Origin of the sequence: Erythrobacter ani (assembly GCF_019204025.1) — a bacterium.
Taxonomy (GTDB): domain Bacteria; phylum Pseudomonadota; class Alphaproteobacteria; order Sphingomonadales; family Sphingomonadaceae; genus Erythrobacter; species Erythrobacter ani.
On record NZ_JAGSPB010000002.1, the window covers coordinates 1,066,808 to 1,091,098 of the forward strand.

19 protein-coding genes are annotated in these 24,291 nt (G+C 60.0%); 12 read left to right on the plus strand and 7 right to left on the minus strand.

The genetic code is table 11. The annotated features are described in order from the left end of the window. Positions 1 to 31: 31 nt before the first annotated feature. From ilvD to KCG45_RS12180, 3 genes are read left to right on the plus strand one after another with little or no spacing between them, the layout of a single operon-like run. Positions 32 to 1,753 carry a dihydroxy-acid dehydratase gene (ilvD, locus tag KCG45_RS12170; protein WP_218317465.1) on the plus strand — a complete coding sequence of 574 codons (1,722 nt, stop codon included), beginning with the start codon at positions 32 to 34 and terminating at the stop codon, positions 1,751 to 1,753. A 24-nt stretch (positions 1,754 to 1,777) separates the two neighbouring features. Then, positions 1,778 to 3,166 carry an NAD(P)H-hydrate epimerase gene (locus KCG45_RS12175; RefSeq protein WP_218317466.1) on the plus strand — a complete coding sequence of 463 codons (1,389 nt, stop codon included), beginning with the start codon at positions 1,778 to 1,780 and terminating at the stop codon, positions 3,164 to 3,166. Then, positions 3,163 to 4,374: a class I SAM-dependent RNA methyltransferase gene (locus KCG45_RS12180; protein WP_218317467.1), complete on the plus strand. Its 1,212-nt coding sequence runs from the start codon at positions 3,163 to 3,165 to the stop codon at positions 4,372 to 4,374. Before KCG45_RS12175 ends, KCG45_RS12180 begins: the two co-directional genes overlap by 4 nt. Positions 4,375 to 4,406: 32 nt before the next feature. Here KCG45_RS12180 and KCG45_RS12185 read toward each other — a convergent pair whose 3' ends face one another. Then, positions 4,407 to 4,679: a phosphopantetheine-binding protein gene (locus tag KCG45_RS12185; RefSeq protein ID WP_439648927.1), complete on the minus strand. Its 273-nt coding sequence runs from the start codon at positions 4,677 to 4,679 to the stop codon at positions 4,407 to 4,409. Between the two features lie 331 nt (positions 4,680 to 5,010). On the opposite strand from KCG45_RS12185, the gene KCG45_RS12190 reads away from it, so the two are divergent. From KCG45_RS12190 to KCG45_RS12205, 4 genes are all read left to right on the plus strand, one after another. Next, entirely contained in the window at positions 5,011 to 6,567 is a 1,557-nt protein-coding gene (locus KCG45_RS12190) for an acyl-CoA ligase (AMP-forming), exosortase A system-associated (RefSeq protein ID WP_218317469.1), read from the plus strand. Beyond that, positions 6,564 to 7,796, plus strand: a complete 1,233-nt coding sequence (locus tag KCG45_RS12195; RefSeq protein ID WP_218317470.1) for a pyridoxal-dependent decarboxylase, exosortase A system-associated — start codon at positions 6,564 to 6,566, stop codon at positions 7,794 to 7,796. The genes KCG45_RS12190 and KCG45_RS12195 overlap by 4 nt, the downstream gene beginning before the upstream one ends. Positions 7,797 to 7,932: 136 nt before the next feature. Continuing rightward, positions 7,933 to 9,045, plus strand: a complete 1,113-nt coding sequence (locus KCG45_RS12200) for an ExeA family protein (RefSeq protein ID WP_218317471.1) — start codon at positions 7,933 to 7,935, stop codon at positions 9,043 to 9,045. Positions 9,046 to 9,267: 222 nt separating this feature from the next. Then, positions 9,268 to 10,191: a crotonase/enoyl-CoA hydratase family protein gene (locus KCG45_RS12205; RefSeq protein WP_218317472.1), complete on the plus strand. Its 924-nt coding sequence runs from the start codon at positions 9,268 to 9,270 to the stop codon at positions 10,189 to 10,191. A gap of 4 nt (positions 10,192 to 10,195) precedes the next feature. Here the strand turns inward: KCG45_RS12205 and zapE are convergent, their stop codons facing one another. The 3 genes from zapE to KCG45_RS12220 are packed head-to-tail and all read right to left on the minus strand — an operon-like array spanning position 10,196 to position 12,601. Then, positions 10,196 to 11,311, minus strand: a complete 1,116-nt coding sequence (zapE, locus tag KCG45_RS12210) for a cell division protein ZapE (RefSeq protein ID WP_218317473.1) — start codon at positions 11,309 to 11,311, stop codon at positions 10,196 to 10,198. Continuing rightward, entirely contained in the window at positions 11,308 to 11,796 is a 489-nt protein-coding gene (locus tag KCG45_RS12215; protein WP_218317474.1) for a PaaI family thioesterase, read from the minus strand. Before KCG45_RS12215 ends, zapE begins: the two co-directional genes overlap by 4 nt. Positions 11,797 to 11,818: 22 nt before the next feature. Beyond that, a complete protein-coding gene (locus KCG45_RS12220) occupies positions 11,819 to 12,601 on the minus strand; it encodes a succinate dehydrogenase iron-sulfur subunit (RefSeq protein ID WP_218317475.1) in 783 nt (260 codons plus the stop codon). A 224-nt stretch (positions 12,602 to 12,825) separates the two neighbouring features. Between KCG45_RS12220 and KCG45_RS12225 the strand changes: the two genes are divergently transcribed. Next, the gene (locus KCG45_RS12225) at positions 12,826 to 13,572 is read left to right on the plus strand and encodes an SDR family NAD(P)-dependent oxidoreductase (protein ID WP_218317476.1); all 747 of its coding nucleotides are present in this window, start codon (positions 12,826 to 12,828) and stop codon (positions 13,570 to 13,572) included. A 1-nt stretch (position 13,573) separates the two neighbouring features. Here KCG45_RS12225 and KCG45_RS12230 read toward each other — a convergent pair whose 3' ends face one another. Both KCG45_RS12230 and KCG45_RS12235 read right to left on the minus strand, forming a co-directional pair. After that, a complete protein-coding gene (locus tag KCG45_RS12230) occupies positions 13,574 to 14,683 on the minus strand; it encodes a glycosyltransferase (RefSeq protein ID WP_218317477.1) in 1,110 nt (369 codons plus the stop codon). A gap of 2 nt (positions 14,684 to 14,685) precedes the next feature. After that, positions 14,686 to 15,858: a CDP-glycerol glycerophosphotransferase family protein gene (locus tag KCG45_RS12235; RefSeq protein ID WP_218317478.1), complete on the minus strand. Its 1,173-nt coding sequence runs from the start codon at positions 15,856 to 15,858 to the stop codon at positions 14,686 to 14,688. A 218-nt stretch (positions 15,859 to 16,076) separates the two neighbouring features. Here KCG45_RS12235 and KCG45_RS12240 point away from each other — a divergent pair, with 218 nt between their 5' ends. After that, positions 16,077 to 16,790 carry a nucleotidyltransferase family protein gene (locus KCG45_RS12240; protein ID WP_369410786.1) on the plus strand — a complete coding sequence of 238 codons (714 nt, stop codon included), beginning with the start codon at positions 16,077 to 16,079 and terminating at the stop codon, positions 16,788 to 16,790. Between the two features lie 119 nt (positions 16,791 to 16,909). Beyond that, positions 16,910 to 17,545, plus strand: coding sequence for a class I SAM-dependent methyltransferase (locus KCG45_RS12245; RefSeq protein WP_218317480.1), 636 nt, complete (start codon positions 16,910 to 16,912; stop codon positions 17,543 to 17,545). A gap of 42 nt (positions 17,546 to 17,587) precedes the next feature. On the opposite strand, the gene KCG45_RS12250 is transcribed toward KCG45_RS12245, so the two are convergent. Further along, positions 17,588 to 20,299: an Rne/Rng family ribonuclease gene (locus tag KCG45_RS12250; RefSeq protein WP_218317481.1), complete on the minus strand. Its 2,712-nt coding sequence runs from the start codon at positions 20,297 to 20,299 to the stop codon at positions 17,588 to 17,590. A 451-nt stretch (positions 20,300 to 20,750) separates the two neighbouring features. On the opposite strand from KCG45_RS12250, the gene KCG45_RS12255 reads away from it, so the two are divergent. Beyond that, positions 20,751 to 21,632 carry an N-acetylmuramoyl-L-alanine amidase family protein gene (locus KCG45_RS12255; protein ID WP_218317482.1) on the plus strand — a complete coding sequence of 294 codons (882 nt, stop codon included), beginning with the start codon at positions 20,751 to 20,753 and terminating at the stop codon, positions 21,630 to 21,632. Between the two features lie 85 nt (positions 21,633 to 21,717). Beyond that, positions 21,718 to 24,240, plus strand: coding sequence for a penicillin-binding protein 1A (locus KCG45_RS12260; RefSeq protein ID WP_218317483.1), 2,523 nt, complete (start codon positions 21,718 to 21,720; stop codon positions 24,238 to 24,240). Positions 24,241 to 24,291 lie beyond the last annotated feature (51 nt).

Genomic DNA, 24,291 nt, shown 5'->3' on the forward strand with positions numbered 1-24,291 from the left:
GTTTCCCGAAACCACGCGTACGGGAAACAATATGTCTTCGCCATTCGATAAGTCCAAACTGCCCAGCCGCCATGTCTCGGTCGGCCCCGAACGCGCGCCTCACCGTTCGTACTATTACGCGATGGGTATGACGGAGGAAGAAATCGCTCGGCCATTCGTGGCGGTCGCGAGCGCAGGCAATGATAGCGCGCCCTGCAACACCACGCTCGATCCGCAGGCGAACATCTGCCGGGAGGGCGTCATCGAAGGCGGCGGAACCCCCCGGCGTTTCAACACGATCACCGTCACTGATGGTATCGCGATGGGCCACCAGGGCATGAAAAGCTCGCTTGTAAGCCGCGAGGTCATTGCGGATTCGGTCGAGCTTTCGGTGCGAGGCCATTGTTACGACGCGCTCGTGGGCTTTGCCGGCTGCGACAAGAGTCTGCCCGGCATGATGATGTCTATGCTCCGGCTCAACGTGCCATCGATCTTCGTTTATGGCGGGTCGATCTTGCCGGGAACATATCGCGGTGAAGATGTGACAGTGGTCGACGTATTCGAGGCGGTGGGCCAGCACGCCGCAGGAAATTGTCCGTTGCAAGACCTCATCGCGCTCGAAAAGGTTGCCTGTCCCGGGCATGGGGCGTGCGGCGGCCAATTCACCGCCAACACAATGGCATGTGTTGGAGAGGCCATCGGATTATCCCTGCCGAACAGCAATATGTCGCCTGCACCTTATAAATCGCGCGAGGATATTGCGCGCGCTGCGGGACGGCAGGTGATGAAGCTGCTGGAAATCAATCTTCGGCCACGCGACATCTGCACCAGGGCCGCTTTTGAAAACGCTGCTCGGGTCGTCGCCGCAACCGGCGGATCGACCAATGCAGCGCTTCATCTGCCTGCGATGGCGAGTGAGGCAGGGATCGATTTCGATCTGTTCGATGTCGCAGAAATCTTCAAATCAACGCCGTACATCGCCGATCTCAAACCGGGCGGGAAATACGTCGCCAAGGACATGCACGAGGCAGGCGGCGTTTACATGGGAATGAAGACGCTGCTCGATGGCGGATTCCTCGATCCCGAACCGATGACGGTCACGGGCAAAACCTTGGGCGAGAACATCGAGGAGATCACCTGGAATCCCGATCAGAAGGTATTTTACGACGTGAAAGCACCGATCACGCCGACGGGCGGGGTTGTTGGCCTCAAGGGCTCGCTCGCGCCGGATGGGGCAATAGTGAAGGTCGCCGGGATGGAGCGGCTTCAGTTTTCCGGACCCGCGCGAGTGTTCGATTGCGAGGAAGACGCCTTCGAAGCCGTCGAGAACCGCGATATCGCCGAAGGGTGCGTGATCGTCATCCGTTATGAAGGACCGAAGGGTGGGCCGGGAATGCGTGAAATGCTCGCGACCACTGCAGCGCTTTATGGGCAGGGTATGGGCGAAAAGGTTGCGCTCATTACCGACGGACGTTTTTCCGGCGCGACGCGCGGCTTTTGCATCGGCCATGTCGGGCCTGAGGCATCGGACGGCGGACCCATCGCGTTGGTCGAAAACGGCGATACGATCACCATCGACGCTGAAAAAGGGACGATCGACCTCGACGTGGATCAGGCCGTGCTGGAGACACGCCGAGCGGCATGGAAGCCGCGGACCAACGATTACCAATCGGGAGCGCTTTGGCGGTATGCGCAGAATGTCGGCCCGGCGAGCAAAGGCGCGCTTACCCATCCCGGCGCAAAGAGCGAAAGGCATGTATTTGCCGATATCTGACGCGCTTTCGCCTGGCATTTCTTCATGAGCAATCGCGATGTCCTCACCGTCGCGCAGATGCGGGCTGCCGAGCAGGCCGTTTTCGACAGTGGGACGAGTATATCTGACCTTATGGAAATAGCGGCAGGCGGCGCGGCTGAGTGGGTCAGGCGCATCGCCGCTGCTCGCTCGATCACAGTCCTCTGCGGTCCCGGCAACAATGGCGGCGACGGCTATGTCATTGCGCGACGTCTGCGCGAATTTGGCAACCGGGTGCAGGTGGTTGCTCCTCTTGCGCCCACGACAGAAGCTGCAATCTCGGCGCGCAAAGCATGGGGCGGGGAGGTTCTGACATCGGGCGGGGGGCTCGATGGGGAAGTTTTCGTCGATTGCCTGTTCGGGTCTGGCCTGTCCCGCCCGCTCTCGGGCGAGCATTCCCTGCTTCTTCGCGACCTTGCTGCGCGGCACGCAATCCGGATCGCAGTTGACTTGCCGTCAGGTGTCGAAAGCGACAGCGGGGCATTGCTGAATGACCGGCTCCCGTCATTCGACGTGACTTTGGCCTTGGGCGCCTGGAAGTTTGCGCACTGGCTGCTTCCAGCGCGCGGCGTAATGGGGTCGAAACGTCTCGTCCCGATCGGAGTGGAAGCCGTTGAAGGAGCGGCGCAGCTCATCGCCAAACCAGAGCTCGTCGCACCTGCAGGCACCGCGCACAAATACACCAGAGGCCTGGCAGCGATTGTTGGCGGGGAAATGTCAGGTGCTTCATTGCTCTCTGCCAGAGCTGCGCAACGAGGCGGCGCAGGTTATGTGAAGCTGCTCGGCGATGCGCAGCATTTGGGCGAGCCCACGTTGGTACAGGACAGCTCGCCTCTGCCGGATGCCCTTTCCGATGAACGGATCGGTGCAGTCTTGGTGGGACCGGGGCTTGGCAGGAGCGGTAAAGCGCAAGAGCGCCTCGCCGCGACCTTGCTCGCAAACATTCCGGCCGTCATCGATGCGGACGCGCTTATGTTGCTGCGGCCCGAGATGGTGACCGGCGCTGCAAGGCTGCTCGCCACACCGCATGACGGCGAACTGACAGCATTGTGCCAGTCCTTTGCTGTTATCGCCGAAGGGCGAAAGGCCCGCGCGCAAGTATTGGCCAAGGCGAGTGGAATGGTCATCTGCGCGAAAGGACCAGACACGCTCATTGCTTCGCCGGATGGGCAGCTGGCGCTCGCGCGGCCCGCGCCAAGCTGGCTGTCGGTCGCGGGTAGCGGAGATGTGCTAGCAGGTATCGCTGTTAGCCGGATGGCCGCCGGATGCGCGCCATTTGAGGCAGCGTGCGAAGCGGCCTGGATCCACGCAGAGGCTGCACGCATGACGCCAGCCCCTTTCACTGCATCCGAACTCGCCAATTCGGTGCAAAGTGGGTACGCGGCCTGTCTGTGAGCCAGCTTGAAGAAATAGTTAGACTAGCCGCCAAGGGCGACGGCGTGACTGCCAATGGCAACCACCTGTCCGGAGCGTTACCTGGCGATCTGGTCAGCGAGGGGGTCATCGTCGAGAGCGGAGGGCACCATGCCGACCCTCCGTGCAGGCACTTCGCGCTGTGTGGTGGATGTCAGCTCCAGCACGCCGACGAAGCCGCTCTATCGCAGTTCGTCCGCGATCGGGTGGTGAATGCCGCAAAGGGACAAGGATTGACCATTGGCGAGGTGCTTCCGACCCATCTTTCGCCGCCAGGCGCAAGGCGGCGGGCGACGATGCACGGAATGCGAACGCAAAAAGGCGCAGTCCTCGGCTTCAAGCAGGCGGGATCGCACAAGATCGTCGATCTCGTCGAATGCCACGTGGTCGCGCCCCAATTGGCGGGGTTGATCCAACCACTGCGGCGTTTCATTGCAAAGTTCGGACCAGCGAGAGGGGCAATCGACGCGCAGTTGACGCTTTGCGATCAGGGTGTCGAGATTGGCCTCTCCAACTTTGCGCTTGAAGGCCTGGAGGCAACCGAGGCTTCGCTCGATTTTGCGCGCGATCAGGGCCTTGCCCGACTCTCGCTCGATCAGGGATACGGCCCGGAGACTGTGTGGGAACCGGAGCCCGTTACGATCACGCTTTCCGGCATCGCTGTTCCGATGCCGACAGGGGCGTTTTTGCAGGCTACCGGAGATGCGGAAGCGCGAATGATCGCCGATGTCTCGGACTGGGTCGGTGACGCGCGATTGGTCGCCGATCTGTTCGCAGGCCTCGGTACATTCGCCTTTGCGCTGCGCGAAGGGCGCAGGGTTCTCGCTGTGGAGGCCGACCAAGCGGCGCATCTCGCATTGAAGGCCGCTTGTGGTTCCGCAGGCGGAAGTGTGCTCGCCATGCACCGAGATCTATTTCGCAATCCATTGCAGGCGCAGGAGCTGAACCGTTTCGACGCTACGGTGCTCGATCCTCCACGAGCCGGCGCACGCAGCCAGATCGCCGAAATTGCGGCAAGCGGCGTTTCGCGAGTGGTTTATGTCAGTTGCAATCCGTCGAGCTGGGCCCGTGATGCGTCGACACTGACGGATGCTGGATTCAAGCTCTCCAAGCTGCGACCCGTCGGACAATTCCGCTGGTCGACGCATGTCGAACTGGTCAGTTTATTTGAACGATCGGTGACGGTCTAAATCTAGGCTGACTGTGCACTATCGCGCGGAGTTCAATCCGACACGATTTTCGCTTCGGCAAAAGCTAGCAGTCCGCCATACGTTTCGAGCATCTCGCCATCGACGTCATCATCGTCGATAACAATATCCAAACGATCTTCCATTTCAGTAAGAAGCCCCGCGACGGCCATCGAATCGAGCTCTGGCAGGTGCCCAAACAGACCGGTCTCATCGCCAAATTCCGCAGCATCTTCAGCATCGATACCAAGGACATCGACCAGGATCGCTTTGAGGTCGGCGTCTATTTGAGCGCGGCTCGGTTTGATCTCAGAAGAACTCGCGCCATCGCAGCCCTGCGTCACGGCGTCAGGCTGATCGGCGGTCACCGGATTTGTGCCCATCAAGTTCATCCCTCGTCTTGAGCAATGTGCGCCCTAGCGTAGCGTCAATCGCGCCTTACGCCTAATTCTGGTTGGCGGCCTTAAACAGCCGCCCGCTTCGGCGCAAGCTTGCGGGTACAGGCAATCGCTCACCCGTCCTGGCTTGTGACGGGCAGCTGAAGAGCATTTGACCGCCCGTCTCGCTCAGGACTTGCAACGCGGCGAAGCTGCCGTGATACGCACTGGAAAGACCGAAAAAAGGCCGATGCCCAGATCCATGACGACAAGCCAGATGCCACTCGACCCTGTTCCTCGTCCGCTCGATCATCTTGTCGAACTGGCGCAAACCAGCGGATGCGGCGGTGCGCGGGCGCTTTTGCTCCGGGATGAGATCCTGACCCATGACGAGCTGAGAAAGCGCGTCGACCACTTAGCAGGCTGGTTGGCGAGTGAAATTGCAGTCAAAGGCTCCCGGGTTGCAAGCTGGGCCGCGAAGGGAGAGCTGACCTGCTTGTTGCCCCTGGCGGCGGCGAGGGCTGGCCTTGTGCATGTGCCGATCAATCCGCTGCTCAAACGCGCTCAGGCGGCGCATATCCTTGGCGATTGCGGTGCCTCGATGCTGATCGGGACGCAGGCACGACTGTCCTCGCTCGAAGACGGTGATCTGCCCCATGACTGCGAGGCGATCGAGGAAGGCGCTGCGCTGGCTGCGGCGGCGCAGGGCCGGCTGACCATCGGCCCTTCGCAGGCTGATCCAGACGATCTGATCGCCATCCTCTACACCAGCGGATCGACCGGAAGGCCAAAGGGTGTCATGTTGAGCCATGCCAATCTGTGGCTCGGCGCGGTCAGTGTTGCTCACTACCTCAAGATGGCCCGCGACGATGTGACGTTGGCGGTCTTGCCACTCTCCTTCGACTACGGCCAGAACCAGCTCCTTTCGACCTGGTATGCGGGCGGCGCTGTCGTGCCTCTCGATTTCCTCTTCCCGCGCGATGTCGCGAAGGCATGCGCCGCGCACGGTGTCACGACGCTCGCGGCAGTTCCGCCTCTCTGGGTGCAGCTCACCGAACTGGACTGGCCGGACGGGGCGAGTGCACTCTTGCGCCGCCTCACGAACAGCGGCGGCGCGCTCACGACCGAGCTCGTCAACGATCTGACAACGATATTTCCGCAAGCGGATCTCTACCCGATGTACGGCCTGACCGAGGCGTTCCGATCGACGTTTCTTGACCCAAACCTGGTCGAAAAACACCCGACTTCAATGGGTAAGGCCATACCATTCGCAGAAATTCTCGTAGTCGACGACGAGGGGAAACCCGCTTTGGAAAACGCGGAAGGTGAGCTCGTGCATTGCGGGCCGCTGGTGGCGCAAGGATACTGGAACGACCCTGATCGCACGGCTGTGCGATTCAAGCCTGCGCCTGAGCATTCGCGGTACGGCGGAACAGCGGTCTGGTCAGGAGACAGGGTCCGGCGCGATGCCGATGGCTTGCTGCACTTTGTCGGTCGCCGTGACGCCATGATCAAGAGCGCGGGCAATCGGATCAGCCCCCAGGAAATCGAGGAGGCGGCGATTGCAAGTGACCTGGTGTCGGAGGCAGTGGCGCTGGGAGTTCCGGATGAACGGCTCGGTCATGCTATCCACTTGGTCGTTCGCGGGGTGACAGATGCCGCGCAGCAGGCAAAACTCGCCAGATCGCTGAAGCAGGAGCTTCCGAATTTCATGCAACCGCAAAAGATACATTGGCGCGGCGCCATGCCTCTCAACCCCAATGGTAAGATTGACCGTACATCGCTGCTTCGGGAAATCAGCAGCGGGGCCGCGTCGTGAAGTCGAAACCGGTTGGGCCGATCCCGGAGGGCTACTACGCGCTCGAAGGTCAGCTTTCGATTGGCGGCAAGACGGCCAGCGAAATCGCCGCCGCCGCTGGTGAAACCCCGCTATTCGTTTACTCGCGCGATCTGATAAGCGCGCGGATACGCCAATTGCGTGAGGCTCTGCCTGATCGGATCGGCGTAAACTATGCGATCAAGGCCAACCCTTTTCGCCCCGTTCTCGAACATATGCGTCCGCTGGTAGACGGGTTCGACATTGCCTCTTCAGGAGAGCTGCGGCTCGCGCAGCAGGCGGGCATCGATCCTGCTCGCATCAGTTTTGCGGGTCCAGGCAAGCGCGACGATGAACTTGAGGCGGCGATTGCTGCCGGGGTAACGCTCAATTGCGAATCCTCGGGCGAGGGCGAGCGGGCGATGGCTATCGGCGGGCGCCTGGGAGTGCGACCGCGGATTGCTATTCGAGTGAATCCCGATTTCGAGCTGAAGGGATCGGGCATGAAGATGGGCGGCGGCGCCAAGCCGTTCGGTGTGGATGCCGAAAAGGTGCCCGATCTGGCCCGATATCTCTTAGATGAAGGCGCCGATTGGCGCGGCCTGCATATCTTTACAGGAAGCCAAGCGCTGAACGCAGACGCGATTATAGAAGCGCAGTCCAACGTCCTGAAATTGGCTGATGAACTCGCTCAGGCAATCGGCGAACCATTGCCAAAACTGAACATGGGGGGCGGGTTTGGCATTCCGTATTTCCCAGGGGACGAGCCGCTCGATCTGGCTTCGGTCGGAAAAGCGTTGCACGAAAGAGTCGAGGGGCTTCCGGCAAGCCTTCAAAAGGCTGAGCTATGCCTCGAACTGGGGCGATATCTCGTAGGTGAAGCCGGGGTGTATCTGTGCCGCGTTATCGACCGCAAGGATAGCCACGGTGTGACGTATCTCGTCACCGATGGCGGACTGCATCATCAACTGGCGGCCTCGGGGAACTTCGGAACCGTGGTTCGGCGCAACTACCCCATCGCCGTGGCGAACCGGTTTGATGCCGACGCGGCCGAGGTCGTCAGTGTGGTCGGCTGCCTTTGCACGCCGCTAGACCGCTTGGCCGATCTGGCGCACCTACCGCGCGGTGATGTCGGCGATCTGATCGCGGTGTTTTGCGCCGGGGCATATGGCGCAACAGCGTCGCCTTCAGCCTTTCTGGGGCACGGCAGCGCAGGCGAAGTCCTTGTCTGACCGACCTGAATCCAACCGCTTTGTGCGGGCGGACACGGGCTTTGCCGCGTTCTTACCGAATATTTAGCAGTTTCCCCGCATACAGGCCCGTCTACTCCGCGCGCGCCGGAGGTTTTGATCGACGGAGCCGATTTCGATGTACCATCAATTCTACGGTTTTGAGGGTCGCCCTTTTGAACTGACGTCCGATCCTCAATTCTATTTCGAAAGCGCTTCTCATACAAAGGCCCTGTCCTATCTCGGCTTTGGCCTGGACCAGCGAGAGGGCGTCATCGTCATCACCGGAGATGATGGTTGCGGGAAATCGACGCTTGCCTACCGTCTCCTCGACAGGTTTGCGGCAAATGAACTGGCGGTCGCGGAAGTCGGAGCCTTGTCGCTGAGCGCCGAGAACGCGGTAACGTTGGTCACACAGGCGTTTGGAGTAGAGTCGCTGAGGGATGATACGGGCGGTGACTGGGGCCTGCTTGAAACATTTCTGCAGAACGAATCGCGCGAAGGCCGGCGCTGTCTCCTGATTGTCGACGGGTGTGAGGATCTGACGAGGGCCGGGTTCGTGCGCCTCTGTCAGCTTTCCGAACTACGTCTGGGAACCCAAACTTTGCTGCAATGCGTTCTGCTCGGTCGAGCTGGGTTCCTGGATGGCTTGCCACCAGAAAGCGAAGCGCAAAGGCTGCAACAAAAGGTTGTGGCGTCCTACGAGCTTGAAGCCCTGGATGCCGATGAAACGCGAAGCTTTGTCTATGAGCGGTTGCGCCGGGTGGGTTGGGACGGACACCCGGCAATGGAAGATGAAATGTTGCATTCGCTGGTCGCGCACGCGCGTGGGAGCATGCGGCGGATTAACCAGATGATGAACCGATTGCTCCTCGTCGGGGCGATCGAAGAGAGCGAGGCGCTTACAGCCGAAATGCTCAATGCAGTGATCAAGGAGATGAAAATGGACACGCAGGTTCATGAGGATGGCACGGGTGCCGTCCCGATTTTGGACGCCGGACCCGAAGATCCACGCGCGAAACAACGAGTTGCCGGAGCCGAGCTCGAGACCGCTCTTGCCGCGCTTCAGGAGGTTGGAAAGCCTGTCAGACCCGCGAATAATGGGCCGATTGCACATCATACATATGACGAGCTGGCAGCAGCTATCGCCAATGTCGAGCGGCGGCTTGAGGAGCAGGAACAATCGCTGCGCCATGTTCTGACGATGCTGATCGAATGGCTCGAAGAAGAAGATACACACGAAGCCGCATAAATCTGAAAATCGGTTCCTGTCCCGGCCTGCGCAACAATGCGTGACAAATTCGCATCGTTTGGCCCATTTTGAGACTCTTATGGCTAACAAAGAGTAAATATCTGATTGCCAAGCGACTCCCGTCTCGCCTAGCCTTCTCTCAAATGGAGCCAAACGGCCGTTCGAGTGCTGGCGAGGGTAAAACAAGCCAGTCTAAACAGGGTTGTCTCGGAGTAGTACGTTATGGATAGCGGCGCTGGCAGGGCGGTTCCATTGACCGCGGATGAGGAAATGTATGCCGAGAGCGCGCTGCATTCCGAAATTCCTGGAGAAATATTCGAATTACAAGAACTTGACGTCTTGTATGAAGATACCACCGCAACGCTGTGGACCTATATGAACCCGGACGGGCGGCCGAGTTTCACTCCGGCTATGCTGGATGATTTCGAGAGCTGGCAGCGCCTCATCGCGAATGGTTTCGGACCGGACAAGGTGCCTCTGAGGTATCTGGTGCTCGGCAGTCGCTGCGATGATGTCTTTTGCTTTGGCGGTGACCTTCATTTGTTCCAGAAGTTGATCCGCGAGCGGGATCGTGCTGGCCTGGTTGAATATGGCCATCGGTGCTGCGCCATACTGGATCGGAATATTCGCACGCTCGATATCCCCATGCTCACGGTCGGACTTGTGCAGGGAGCCGCACTAGGAGGCGGATTCGAAGCGCTGCTCTCGTTCGATTACATTGTGGCTGAGCGACAGGCGACTTTCGGGCTGCCTGAAATCATGTTTGGCCTCTATCCCGGCATGGGCGCTCATGCACTGCTGTCGCGTAAGCTTGGCAGCGCAATGGCCGACCGGATAATCGTTTCCAACGAGACATTCACTGCCGAACAGATGTATGAGCTTGGCCTAGTTCACGCTCTCGCGGAGCCGGGTGACGGTCTTAATGCGACGCGGGATTTCATCAAAAAGTCGGAGCGTCGTCACGCCGGTCTCGTCGGATCGCGCCGAGCCATCAAACATGTGTGGCAGTTGAAGCTCGCCGAGCTGAACCGGATCACAGAAATGTGGGCCGATACCGCATTGCAGCTGCGCGAGCAGGACCTCAAGGTGATGAGCAGGCTGGTCGCCGCTCAGGCGAGGCTGGCAGAACGCATCGCGGCCGCCTGACGGTTCAGTATTCGGCTCCGTGACCGAGGGCCATGTATGCGTCGCTTTGCATCTCGTTCAAACGGCTAGCCGTGCGTTCGAATTCGAAGCTGCCATCACCCGCTACATACAGTTCATCCGGTTGCGCCGCAGCGGTCGCGAATAGTTTCACCCGGTGCTCGTACAAAGCATCGATCAGCGTGACGAAGCGCGCCGCCTCGTTTCGCTTATCCGGGCCCATGATCGGGATGCCGACAATGATGACGGTGTGAAACGCCTGTGCGATTGCGAGATAATCGGGCGCACCTCGCGCCTCCGCGCATAGGCGCTTGAAGCTGAAAACGCCGACGCCTTTCAGTGATTTGGGCACATGGACCGACCGGTTTTTGCCGATAGCCAGCTCTTCCGAAGGTACGTGCTCGGCATCTTCCGGAGCGAAGTCGGTCAGGCGGAAAAAGGCATCGCGCACTTTCTCGGTTGCCGCATCGCCCAACGGCGTGTGCCATGTGGCGAGATCGCCAATTCGGTCGAGCCGATAATCAGTTGGTCCGTTGAGCCCAACAACGTCCAGTTCCTGTCCAATCAAATCGATGAAGGGCAGGAAGTGCTCGCGGTTGAGGCCGTCTTTATAAAGGTCCTGCGGCGGGCGGTTCGAAGTGGTCACGACCGATACGCCCTGTTTGCAGATGAGCTGCGTGAACAGACGGCTCATGATCATGGCGTCGGCGGAGTTGTTGACCACCATCTCGTCAAAAGCGAGACACCGGACGTTAGATGCCATCTTTTCGGCCACAGGCGGGATCGGATCGCCGTTCACAGTCTTGCGAGCCTCGCGCATCTCCGCGTGAACTTCCTGCATGAATGCATGAAAATGCGATCTTCGTTTTTCCTCGATGCCGAGCGTTTCGTGGAACAGGTCCATCAGCATCGATTTTCCGCGGCCCACACCGCCCCACATGTAGACGCCCTGCGGCCGCTCTTTCTTGCGGCCGAAGAACTGGCCGAGCAATCCGCCCGGCGCTTCCGCCTCAAGCTCTTTTTGAAGCGTGTCGAGCCGTATTGCTGCCTTTCGTTGATCCGGATCGGGACGTAGCTCGTCAGAGGCAATCAGCTGTTCATAGCGTGCCAACAGCCCGGTCATTCCGGCTTCCCGACCGGGCGCGGCTTCATCTTGCGCACGATACCGGAATAGCTCGTCACGACGTCATCGCCTTGGACGCATTCACCGCGCAGGAAGAGCATGCGGCCCGTTTCGCGTACAATCTCTGTCACCGCGTCGAGCGGGCGCTCCGGGTCTCCTGCGCCGACGAACTGCGTTGAAAGCTCGACCGTCACCGACGGTCCGGCATTGCCGCTGCCGATGACGTGCATCGTGGCGAAGAGCGCGATGTCGATCAGGCCTAACGTGGCGGCGCCGTGGATGTTGTCCCCGAGATTGGTATGGCGGCGCTCCGGGAACATGCGAAGCCTACACCTTTCGCCTTCACCGCGGACTCGCAATTCGCCGAGTACCGCAGTGTTGTACCGCGTCCGGTCGACCAGGTTCCAGCTGTACCAACCGCTCTCTCCGTCGGCCTCGGCCTCGGTCAGCGGATGGTAATCGAAGGGAGCGCCGTGGTCGCTCATCCTGCCACGCCTCGCGTTGCGATCAGATTGCGCGTTCGGCCATCATCTTCTTGGTCTCGGCAATCGCCTTGGCCGGGCTGAGCCCCTTGGGGCAAACATTGGCGCAGTTCATGATCGTGTGGCAGCGATACAGGCGGAACGGGTCCTCCAGCGCATCGAGCCGCTCTCCGGTCATTTCATCGCGGCTGTCGGCCAGCCATCGATAAGCCTGAAGGAGGATTGCTGGACCGAGGAACTTGTCCGAATTCCACCAATAGGAAGGGCAGGCAGTCGAACAGCAGGCACACAAGATGCATTCGTATAGGCCGTCCAGCTGCTCGCGCTGTTCCGGCGTCTGCAACCGTTCCTTGCCTGAAGGGGTCGGGGTGACGGTTTGCAGCCACGGACGGATCGAGGCGTATTGCGCATAGAAGTGCGTGAAATCCGGCACCAGGTCCTTGATCACGTCCATGTGCGGCAGCGGCGTGATCCGGATTTCGCCCTTGAGGTCTTCGATAGCGGTAGTGCAGGCTAGGCCGTTCTTGCCGTTCATGTTCATCGCGCACGAACCGCAGATCCCCTCACGGCAGGACCGCCGGAATGTCAGGGTCGGATCGACCTCGTTCTTGATCTTGAAGAGCGCGTCGAGGACCATGGGGCCGCATTCTTCGAGATCGATTTCGAACTTGTCGTATCGGGGATTCTTCCCCGTGTCGGGATCGTAGCGATACACCTTGAAGCTCTTGACCCGCTTGGCATCCGCCGCCTTGTGGACATTGCCATCCTTGCTGATCTTCGAGTTCTTGGGGAGGGTGAAGGTCGCCATGTCAGTGTAATCCCGTGTTTGCTTGAAACCTATCTAACGCCTTGCGTGCGCGAGGCAAGGGACGCTGTGTTGCGTCGTTCGGGACAGCGGTTGACGCATCCTCATCACCCACCTTGCTTTGAGCTATGAACGCGGCGGTGCGTGAGACATGGACCGCATGTTACACGGTCCTGGGCAGAAAGGTATTCGGGGAACCTTGCGGGCATTGCCCCGCTCTAGCCAGCATGGAACGAGTAGGAAAATCGGGAAATGCGGTGCCGCTCAGCGCCGCCGTGTTCGGTAGCACCGGTGGGATAGGAAGGGCGCTGTGCCAGGAACTGGCGGATCGCGGCTGCGAGACGATCCATGCCGGATCGCGTTCCGGTGCCGACATCGGTGTATCCGGCGCCGCTCCTTTCGCATTCGATCTGACCAACGAATCCTCGATCGAGGCCGCCGCGCTATCGATGAAGGATGATCCGCCCGAATGGATCATTGTCGCTACTGGGGTATTGACGCTGGAAAGCGGCGAGGGGCCAGAGCGCACGTTCAAACGATTGGACGCCGGCGCCATGGCTGAAGTGTTCGCGCTCAACACAATCGGCCCCGCGCTGATCGCCAAACATGTCCTCCCCCTGATGCCGCGAGACAGGCAGTTTGTTTTCGCCGCGCTCAGCGCGCGCGTGGGATCGATTTCCGACAATGGTCTCGGCGGATGGCATTCATACAGAGCCTCGAAAGCGGCCCTGAACATGCTGCTCAAGAATTTCGCGCTCGAGATGCAGCGCACGCACAAGCAGGGCGTGATTGCAGGGCTCCATCCGGGAACGGTAGATAGCGCCTTGTCTGAACCGTTTCAGTCCAATCTTCCCGATGGCCAGCTGATCGAACCAGGCGAAGCGGCGGGCAATCTGATCCATGTTCTTGGCGGACTTGGGCCGCAAGACAGCGGAAAGATCTTCGACTTTGCAGGCAAGGTTGTGCCCGCCTGAATCAGTTTGGGCTTCTCGTCCTGAGCGCCGCTTTTAAATGATCGACGACTTTTTGCGCGTTGGAATCGAAGGCTTCGCCGGAGAATTTCCTCAGGACGGTTTCCCTGGCCACCGCGCCAGCGGAGTGAAGAGAGCTGGGATCGCGAAGCATTTCGCGCAGCGCGCGCGCCAGATCGTCGATCTCGCCTGTGCGGACGACACTGCCAAATTCAGGTTCGGTCGTGATCGCCATTTCCCCGGTGTCGGAGACGATCACGGGCAATCCGGCCTGCATCGCTTCGTGCGCGGCGATGCAGAACCCTTCGCGGCGCGAGGGTTGAAGGTACAAATGCAACCCCGCGAGGAACTCTCCCGGGTCGTTTATGAAACCGGCAAAGTGGATATCTGCGATGTGAACCTCACTCGCGGCCAAACGCAATTCGGCCTCATCGCCGCCAGTTCCTGCAATCGAGATCTCGATCGGAACCGGGGGCTGCCAACCATCCCGCTGAAGAAGCAGCAACGCTTCGATCAATAGGTCGTAGCCCTTTGCGGGATGGAGTCGCCCTAGGCTGCCGAGCCGCAGAGTTTCGCCTGCGCGCCAAGGGATTGCGCGCGCCGCGTCCGGGTCGGCTGCGAATATGGGCCAGGTGAGGCATTGGTCGGCGGGCACAGCCAGTCGGTCGCGCGTCAGTTTGGCGACTTCATTGCTGTCCGAGACCCAAAGATCGGATTTGCCTGCCCGCCAGCGCAGCAGGCGCTCATTCCAGGGCTTCAGGAAGGCGTTATGCTGCCAGCTGGCAATCGGCATGTTCATGCGGTTGGCGACGATCTGGCCCAGCAGGGTCGCCCGCGTGAGAGAGGTGAAGAGGGCATGCGCGCCAAGCGCGCGCGCCTGCCGGTCAATCCAGCGCAGGGCGGCTAGGTGGTCCTTATCTCCGCGCTCGCGAATGACAGTTTCCAGACCTGCCGCCGTTAGCGCAGGCAGCGCTTTTCCGTTTCGCCGCGTCAAGGCTAGCACTGTGGTTTCTGCTCCTGCCGCATTCAACGCCTGAACGATGCGGGGAAGCGGGGTCTGTGCTCCGCCTCCCTCCATCGAATTGATGACATAGGCGATTTTGAAACCTGCCATGGTCAGGCCTTTTCGCGCGCAAGAAGATCGGCGATCGCATCGGCGGCCCGCTCGGAAGGAGCAATATCGGAGAGGTCGAATGTGTAGCTGACAAGCTCTTGCTGCGAAGCATGGTATTTCGCGCCGACATCTCGCCAATCGGGCAGCATCGACACCAATTCGCCGACCGACTGGATCACCGGGCCGGTTCCCTGGAATGCGGGCGGCTTTGCCCGCTCGGTCCGGACGGCACCCGCTGTATCAAGGAAGAAAGCCGGACGAGGATCGATTAGAAATTCGTATATCTGGCTCGATGCATCGCCGATATATGCATCGGCCGATATGGTGTAGCTCATATCGAACAGTCGCGGCCCATCGGTGTCGACAAGAATGTTCGGCGCATCATGGGCCGCGGTGGGGACTGGCGGCGATGCTCGCAAGCTTCGATGCTCTGGCGAGAAATGCCAATTCTTCCTGAAGAGCATGACATGCGGGGCAAAGATGCAATTGAATGCCTGTCCCGCGTCGCTCGCGAACCAGCGCAGCAGGTCGGGTCCGGCATCGTACCAGCTCGACAAATGCGGGTCGAAATGCGGATTGTACAGGAATGTCGGATTGTCGTTTTCGAAAAACCTCTGCGTGTTTGAGAAATCGATTCCTTCGAATTTGGGATATCCGACGACTGCAATTTTTTCGGGTTCTACACCGGCAGACACAAATTCATCGCGGAATTTGCGGCCCGATACGAGCAGCAAATCGAACTGGGTGTTATCCTGGTGGAACGTCACCGCTCGGTCTCCAGCTCCGTGGGGTATCTTCACGAAAAGGGGTGCGTTGACGGGTTCGATGTATTGCTTGATCCGCAAGAAGGTCCGCTCGCTGCTGACGATGACATCGCAGCTCTCGAAAAGACCGGCATGCGTTCGCAGTCGCAGCAGCCTGCTCGCCGGAAACAGCTTGTCACCCACGGCAGTAAGGGCTTCCGCTACCTTGCCGAGGGTCAATTCGACCCAGGTGAGCGCGCGCGCCGCCTCGGCATTGATCGCTTGTTCGATATGCACCCGCAGCGAAGGCGTGCTGTAAGCGACAATGACGGAGATTTGGTCGCGGCTTATCGCCAGTTTTGCGGCGATCCTTGCCAGATGTGCGACCTGATGCGGGGCATCATGGTTGAAAAGAAAGAGCGCACGCTGCATTGCAATATGGTCCATAGACAGCGCGGTCGCCGGTGCCAACTTCAACAATTCCGGCGAGTGGATGGGCAGTTGGTTCAGCTATGCGCAAAGTAAGGTGCGGCTAGGGATTTCGAGTGAATTCGAAATCGTTGGCTGATGCTGCTGATATTGGAAGGTAGACGAAACCTGTGACTGTAAGAGCGTTGGTCCTTGCTGGCTCGAGGCCAGGTGTCGATCTCTTGGCCGAGAGCGAGAATGTCCCGCACAAGGCATTGATAGAGCTTGTCGGCGAAACCATGCTTGCGCGTGTCATCGCAGCATTGAAAGACAGCAGCGTCGAAGAAATTCTGGTTGCGAGCAACGATCCTGCGGTCGCGCGGGCGGCGACGGAATTGGGCGCGACGCCGGTTTCAGCCGAGGATGGGCCCAGCGCGACGGTCCTTTCGACCGTCAGACGGTTCGGTGCACCCCTGATCGTGACGACATCCGATCATGGCTTGCTGCAAGGCGACTGGGTCGACCTGCTTATCCGTCAGACGCGCCACGATTACGACATGGGCATCATGCTTGCCAGTTGCGACCTGATCAAAGCCGAGCTTCCGCACAGCAAGCGAACCTATCTCAGGTTTTCGGACGGCAATTGGTCGGGCTGCAATCTGTTCTTTCTCAAGACCGACCGGGCTGCGTCGGCGATCGAGCTTTGGAGCATGGTCGAAAAGGACCGGAAGAAACCCTGGAAAATCGCGGCGCGCCTTGGTCCCGGGACCCTAATGTCGATGCTTATGGGCCGCCTCTCCGTCGGAACCGCCATCGGGCGTCTAGGCGATCAGGTCGATGCGAAGGTTGGAGTTGTCCCCGCGCCAAGCGGGCTGGCGGCGGTCGATGCAGACACGCGGCTCGATCTCGCCGACATGCGCAGCCTGCTCGAACAGCGCGAAGCTCTGGCAGTCTGACATCCGGACCCTGCGTCCCTAAAGAAAGTCGGATCGTAGCTCCTTTTCGCGAGGACACTTGCGTCTCGCCGCGATGTAAGCCAGCTTCAATTGCGAGCGGGTAGGGGAGTACGCGTTTCATGGGATTGGCCGATTGGTACGATGCGCACATAATGCCGCGCCTGGTGACCTGCGCATGCAGTCAGGGGCAGGTGATGAAGCGCCGTTCGCAGCTCGTGCCGCTGGCGAAAGGTGACGTGTTCGAGCTTGGCTGCGGCGGCGGGATCAACCAGCAGTTCTACAATGCCAGCGAGGTGACAAGCTATGCAGGGATCGACCCGCATGGCGGCTTGCTCGATCAGACGAGGGCGGCGGCGCAGGCGAAAGGGTGGCCAGCAGATATCCGTCAGGGCATCGGTGAAGAGATACCTTTTCCCGACGGCTTCTTCGATAATGTGGTTTGCACTTTCACCCTGTGCTCGGTCGAGGATCCTGCGCGTGTCCTTTCAGAAATGCGGCGGATCCTGCGGCCCGGTGGAAAGGCGCTTTTCCTAGAACATGGGCGCGCGCCCGATACCGGCATAGCCAAATGGCAGGACCGGATCGAACCGGTGTGGAAGCGCTTGGCAGGTGGGTGCCACCTGACGCGGCCTATCGGGTCCGCATTTCGCGGTGCGGGATTCGAGGTCGAACCGCTAGGCCAGGGCTACCTGCCCAAAGCCCCCAAATTTGCAGGTTGGAACGAGTGGGGTGTGGCGCGCAAGCCGGGCGTGTAATCACCGCCTGCCTCGCGCGCCAGATCCAATTAGATCAGACGATCACTCGCCGAACGTGCGCTGCCACCAGCCACGTTTTTTCGGGCCGGTAGAGAGATCCTCGGCAGATCCCTCAGCAGGCATGCTGACAGTTTCTGCTGGAGCACTTTCTTCGGCTTTAGGTTTGGCCCGCGATTTCCGCTTCGGCTTTTCCTCTGCAGGAGCCTCGGCAGCCGGTTCGCCCGCTTCTGTCACGGGTTCCTCGACCTTTTTCTTGCGCGGAGCACGCTTGCGCTTCGGCTTCTCTTCAGCCTCCGGTGCACTTGCAGGAGCGGTGTCAGCAGCGCTGTCATCCGAAGTTTTGGCTTCGGCATCGTCTGCTTTCTTCTTGCGCGGAGCACGCTTGCGCTTGGGCTTCTCCGCGGGTGCATCCTCTTGTACGTCGGCCATCGCCCCAGCGGTTTCCGGCGCATCGTCCGGCCCCGCCACGACGGTCATGTCTTCCTTGACCTGCTCTGAAATCTCTTCGAGATTCTTCGCATCTTCTTCGGTGACAGTCTCGTCGCTTGGTTTGCGGCGGCCACGCCCCCCGCGCCTGCGACGACGTTTCGGCTTTTCGTCACTGTCGCCATTGGAATCGTCATGACTGGAGGAGGCGTCGTCTTCCTGCTCGTCGTCGTTGCCACGGTCGTCGGAGCCATCCGCGCCTTCATCCTCGCGCTTCTTGCCGCGACCGCGTCCGCCTCTCCGCCGGCGGCGGCGTTTCTTCCTCGGCTGATCGTCATCCTCGTCGAAGCTCTCTTCTTCGGGAATGTCGTCCTCCTCATAATCGTCGTCATCGTCGTCGACTATGGGCTCAAATTTCGGCGCTTCGGTTGGGCGTGGCCCTGCGCTCGAAACGGTCATCTTCGCGCCTTCGTCTTCGCCCTCTGGGATGACTTCGATCGTGACGCCGTAACGCTCCTCGATTTCGACAAGCTCGGTCCGCTTTTCGTTGAGCATGTAGATCGCCGCTTCGGTGCTTGCCGCGAGCTTGATAATGGTGCCTTTGCCCTTGGCCGCTTCGTCTTCGATAAGACGCAGTGCCGAAAGGCCTGCGGATGATGCGGTGCGGACGAGCCCGGTGCCATCGCAGTGCGGACATTCACGGGTGGTCGCCTCGAGCACGCCGGTGCGAAGGCGCTGGCGGCTCATTTCCATCAGGCCGAAACCTGAGATGCGGCCCACCTGGATGCGCGCGCGGTCGGACTTGAGCGCGTCCTTCATAGCCTTCTCGACTTTGCGAATATTGGAATTGTATTCCATGTCGATGAAGTCGATCACGACAAGGCCAGCCATGTCGCGCAGTCTCAATTGACGCGCGATCTCGCGCGCCGCCTCGAGATTGGTGTGGAGCGCTGTCTGTTCGATCCCGTGCTCTTTGGTAGAACGGCCCGAGTTGATATCGATCGAGACCAGCGCCTCGGTCGGGTTGATGATCAGATAGCCGCCCGATTTGAGCTGAACCATCGGATCGTACATCGCCCGCAGCTGATCCTCGGCGCCGTAGCGCTGGAACATCGGCACCGGATCGCTGTACGCTTTCACGCGCCGTGCATGGCTCGGCATGAGCATTTTCATGAAGGACTTGGCCGATTTGTAGCCTTCCTCGCCTTCGACGATGACTTCTTCGATCTCGCGATTGTAGATGTCGCGGATCGCACGTTTGATCAGATCGCTGTCGGAATGGACTAGGCTAGGCGCGGTGGACGACAGGGTTTTCTGCCTGATTTCATCCCACAGTCGCGCGAGGTAATCGAAATCGCGCTTGATCTCGGTCTTGGTACGGCTGAGACCAGCGGTGCGCACGATCAGGCCCATTGTCTTGGGCAAAGACAGGTCGGAAACTACCTGCTTCAAACGCTTGCGATCGCTGGTGGAGTTGATTTTCCGGCTGATGCCGCCGCCGTGCGAGCTGTTCGGCATGAGCACGGTGTAGCGTCCGGCAAGGCTGAGATACGTGGTAAGGGCCGCGCCCTTGTTCCCGCGCTCTTCCTTTACAACCTGGACCAGCAGGACCTGGCGGCGATTGATGACGTCCTGAATCTTGTAGCGGCGACGTAGCGCCATGCGCTTGGCGCGCACTTCGTCGACTTCCTTGGCGCGGCTGCGACCGCCGGAGCCCTTGCTTCCCTTGCCGCCCTTACCCTGGCGGCGACGTCCACGCCCTCGGCCACGCCCACGGCGGGGCTTGTCGTCGTTTCGCTCTTCGTCGCCGTCACCTTCATCGTCGTCGTCATCATCGTCTTCGTCATCATCGGAATCGTCCGATGTACCGTCTTCGATGGTGGAGACTTTTTCTTTCTCGCTGGTGTCGATCTCTTCCAGACCATCTTCGGCGAGGTCTTCGGCAAGCGCCTCTGCGCTCTCGTCCTCGGCGTCGTATTCGTCACCGGGAGCGATGCCTTCGGCTTCTTCCTCGTCGCGAAGGCGTGCTTCTTCTTCAGCCGCTTCCGCTTCTTCAGCGAGCAGGGCTTCGCGATCCGATTGCGGGATCTGATAGTAGTCGGGGTGGATTTCGCTGAATGCGAGGAACCCGTGACGGTTTCCGCCGAAATCGACGAAAGCTGCCTGTAGTGATGGTTCTACCCTTGTAACTTTGGCGAGGTAGATATTGCCTTTGATCTGCTTGTGTTCGGCAGATTCGAAATCAAATTCCTCAATCCGGTTGCCTTTGAGGACCGCCACCCGGGTTTCTTCCGAGTGGCGCGCATCGATTAGCATGCGCGTTGCCATTCAATATTCTCCAAACGTCCTCTCGCAGGACCATGGGCGCTCGCGCGGCCAGGGGTCGATGGGAGGGACGCAAATTATGTGATGAGATGACACGCTTTGTCAGCGTGCCGTTTGTTGCATTCGCATCTCGCCGGAAAGCCGAGGAGCCTGCGATATTCGTGTCTGCTGTGTGAGACGTGCGGATAATGTCCGCCCTACGGCCCGCATGATCGCCTGCGCCATAAGCGCGCTGCGACATCATTTGCGAGGAGAACCGTCTCGTCACTGCATCAACCTGTTAGCGGTTCCGGGCGGTCAATAGCCGGTTGGAACCGTGCGGGAGAAAAATCGGTGCCCAAGGCATCCTGCCGATACGACAACCGATGTTTCAGTGCTTTGTTGCTAGCACCGTGGGTTTCGTCCCGCAACTCTATTGCGTTGAAGGAGAGCAACATCCTAAGCACCCAACGCAATGAGCATTCGGACGCTCCTTTTGCTGATCGTCGCCGTGCCCGCACTCCTGCTGGGCGGAGCGTTTGCTTTGGGCCAGAAGATTCCGATCCCAGAATGGGGTCGCGACTACGTCCTCAGTTTTCTCGTTAACCAGGATGCACCCGATTTTCGGCTGCCGGAGGTGCAAGGACCAAGCGATCCGACACGGCCTCTGGTGGTTATTGATGCCGGTCACGGAGGCCGCGATTACGGTGCGGTCGGCGAGGATATTCGCGAAAAGGACGTGGTGCTTTCCATCGCGTCAACCGTTCGGGACATCCTGATCGATGCGGGCGGGATCAGGGTTGCCATGACTCGTGACGGCGATGATCTGGTGCCGCTCGAGTATCGCCCGGAAATAGCGCGCGAACTTGGGGCTGACCTGTTCATTTCCATTCATGCCGATTCGGGCGGCAGTTACAGCGATGTGTCGGGCGCGAGCGTGTATACGCTCTCCAACGAAGCATCGAGCGACGCTGCGGCACGGTTTGCCTCACGGGAAAACGATGCCGACCGCGTAAACGGTATCAGTATCGACGGGGAAAGCGCGGAGGTCAGCGCGATCCTTGTCGAATTGTCTCAGGCCCGGACGCAGGAGGATGCAGCGGAATTCGCTTCATTGATAACGCGCGAGGGCGAGGGGACGATCGCATTTCATCCGACTGCCCGGCGGTCGGCATCGCTTATTGTGCTTCAGGCGCCGGATGTCCCGTCCGTGCTGTTCGAAAGCGGGTTCGTAACAAACGATACGGACCGCGCGCGCCTCTCGACCGAAGAAGGGCGAAGGCAGTATGCAGAGGTGCTCGCGCAGGCGATCCGTGTGTATTTCGCGCGTCGGGCAGAACCACGAGCCGAGCCATGAGCCGTTCAGGAAACCTGTGGTTTGTTAAAACCGTTCTCGAAGTCGCTGGCAAGTGTGCTGCGACCCGTGCTAACTGCCGCGCGAAATGACCGACGTCGATACCGCCAACATGTTGCAATACTTCCGTTATCGCGTGAATCGCGACCTGAGCGGCGCTGCCGCGTGGTTCACCGAGAAATGGCGCAACAGCCTGCTTTTCAAAGCTGCGGCGGTGCTCGCAGGGTTGGGCGTTCTCGCATGGGTGGTACTGTTTGTCTGGCTCGCGAGCGATTTGCCGGACGCGGAAAGCCTCGTCGATTATGAGACGCCGCTGCCCACCGTGGTTCGCGGAATCGATGGCGAGATCGTGCACTCCTATGCGCGCGAGCGGCGCGTACAGCTGCAATACCCGGATTTTCCCGAACAATTGATCGCCGCCTACCTCTCTGCCGAGGACAAGACCTTTTACAGTCACGGCGGGGTGGACATGACCGGCACCGCAAATGCGGTGATGGATTACGTCACGAAGTATGGCTCGGGTGACCGCGCGGTCGGTGGCTCCACCATAACCCAGCAATTGGCCAAGATACTCCTCCTCGGTGATGAATATTCCGTCACGCGCAAGCTGAAGGAAATGATCCTCGCCACCCGTATCGAAGCGGTGCTGTCCAAGCAGGAAATCCTCGAGCTTTATCTGAATGAAATCCCTCTAGGTCGGCGCAGCTTCGGTGTTCAGGCGGCCGCACGTGCCTATTTCGACAAGGATGTGGGCGATCTGGACCTGCACGAAATGGCATTCCTTGCGATCCTGCCGAAAGCGCCAGAGCGCTATGGCCGGTCGGGCCAGGAACAGGCTGCATTGGACCGGCGCGATTTTGTGCTCTCGCAGATGGAAGAGAACGACTACATCACCGAGGCACAGCGGCGCGAGGCTGCAGCAATGCCGCTGGGGCTTGTCCAGCAGCGCAGCCAGCGCTCGGTCGATGCCGGATACTTCCTCGAGGAAGTCCGCCGCAAACTCATCGACGAGTTCGGAGAAACTGCCGAAGATGGCGGAAACAGTGTCTATGCAGGCGGTTTGTGGGTGCGCACATCGCTTGATCCCGAGTTGCAGGAAGCTGCACGCGAAGCCTTGCGCGCGGGATTGATGCGGTATCACGGGAACAGGGGCTGGACCGGACCGATCGCCACGATCGACGTCAGCGACGGGAATTGGGGCGGCCAGCTCGCAAGCTCATATCTCGCCATTCAGTACGAGGACTGGCGCGTCGGTGTCGTGACACAGCGGAGCGGATCGAGCGCATCGATCGGCTTTTCCAACGGGGATGAGCGGCCGCTGTCGGGCCTGCCCAACGCGCTCAAGGCTGGTGATGTTATCGCCGTGCGGCCAAGCGGAAATGGCTTTCGTGTCGCGACCATTCCCGAAGTTTCAGGCGGATTTCTTGCCCAGTCGGTCCAGACTGGTCGCGTGCTCGCAATGCAGGGCGGTTTCGACCACCGGCTGACCGACTTCAACCGCGCCACGCAGGCGGAGCGGCAGCCCGGCTCGACCATCAAGCCGTTTGTTTACGCCGCCGGGCTCGAGAACGGAATGACGCCCGCAACCGAAGTACCTGACCAGGAATTCTGTGTCTGGCAGGGTGCCCGGCTCGGAAACAAATGCTTCTCCAACTTTGGCGGCAGCCGCGGGGGAGGCGTCTATCCCATGCGGTTCGGTCTCGAGCAAAGCCGCAACCTGATGACGATCCACATCGCTTCCGAAGCGGGGATCGACAATGTCGTGAAGACTTTCAAGGCGGTCGATATCGGAGACCACGAGCCATTCTATGCCTCGGCGCTGGGGTCGGGCAACAGCACGGTCCAGCGCATGGTCAATGCTTATGCTGCGCTAGCTAATCATGGTCGCCTCCACGAGCCCACCGTCATCGATTACGTGCAGGACCGGCGGGGTAAGGTGATCTGGCGCGCCGACAAGAGGCAGTGCCAGGGGTGCAACATGTCCGAATGGGACGGCGAGGCGATGCCGCGCCCCGGTCAGATGGGCCGCGAGGCGCTCGACCCGCGCACCGCTTTTCAGGTCGTCCATATGCTCGAAGGTGTGGTGACGCGCGGCACGGCGACGCGCTTGCGCGACCTTGAACTGCCGCTGTTCGGCAAAACCGGCACGACAACTGGTCCGACCAATGCGTGGTTTGTCGGTGGATCACCCGAGTTTGTCGCAGGCGTGTACCTCGGGCATGATACACCGAGGGACCTTGGGGGCTGGGTTCAGGGTGGGAACACGGCAGCGCCGATTTTCAAGCAGTTCGTCGAAAAAACTCGTGACCGCTGGAGCGATGAGCCCGCGATCGCGCCTCCCGGAGTGCGAATGGTCCGTGTCGATCGCCGCACTGGCAAGCGTGTTTTCGATGGCTGGCCGACGGATGATCCCCGCGCCGCAGTAATATGGGAAGCTTTCAAGCCCGATACGGAACCATCACGTTCGACGCGGCAAGATGAGATTGCGGCAAAGCGCAATGAAATTCTCGAGCTCATCCGCGCTGGCCGCAATGCAGGTCGAGATCGAGCTTTCGAATCCAATGATGGTCAGCCAAGCGACTTCGTAGAGGAACGTGGCGGCATCTATTAGCCAGCGTAGGCCCCGGGTTATCGAACCAATTCCCTGCCGAGCGCTCATGAC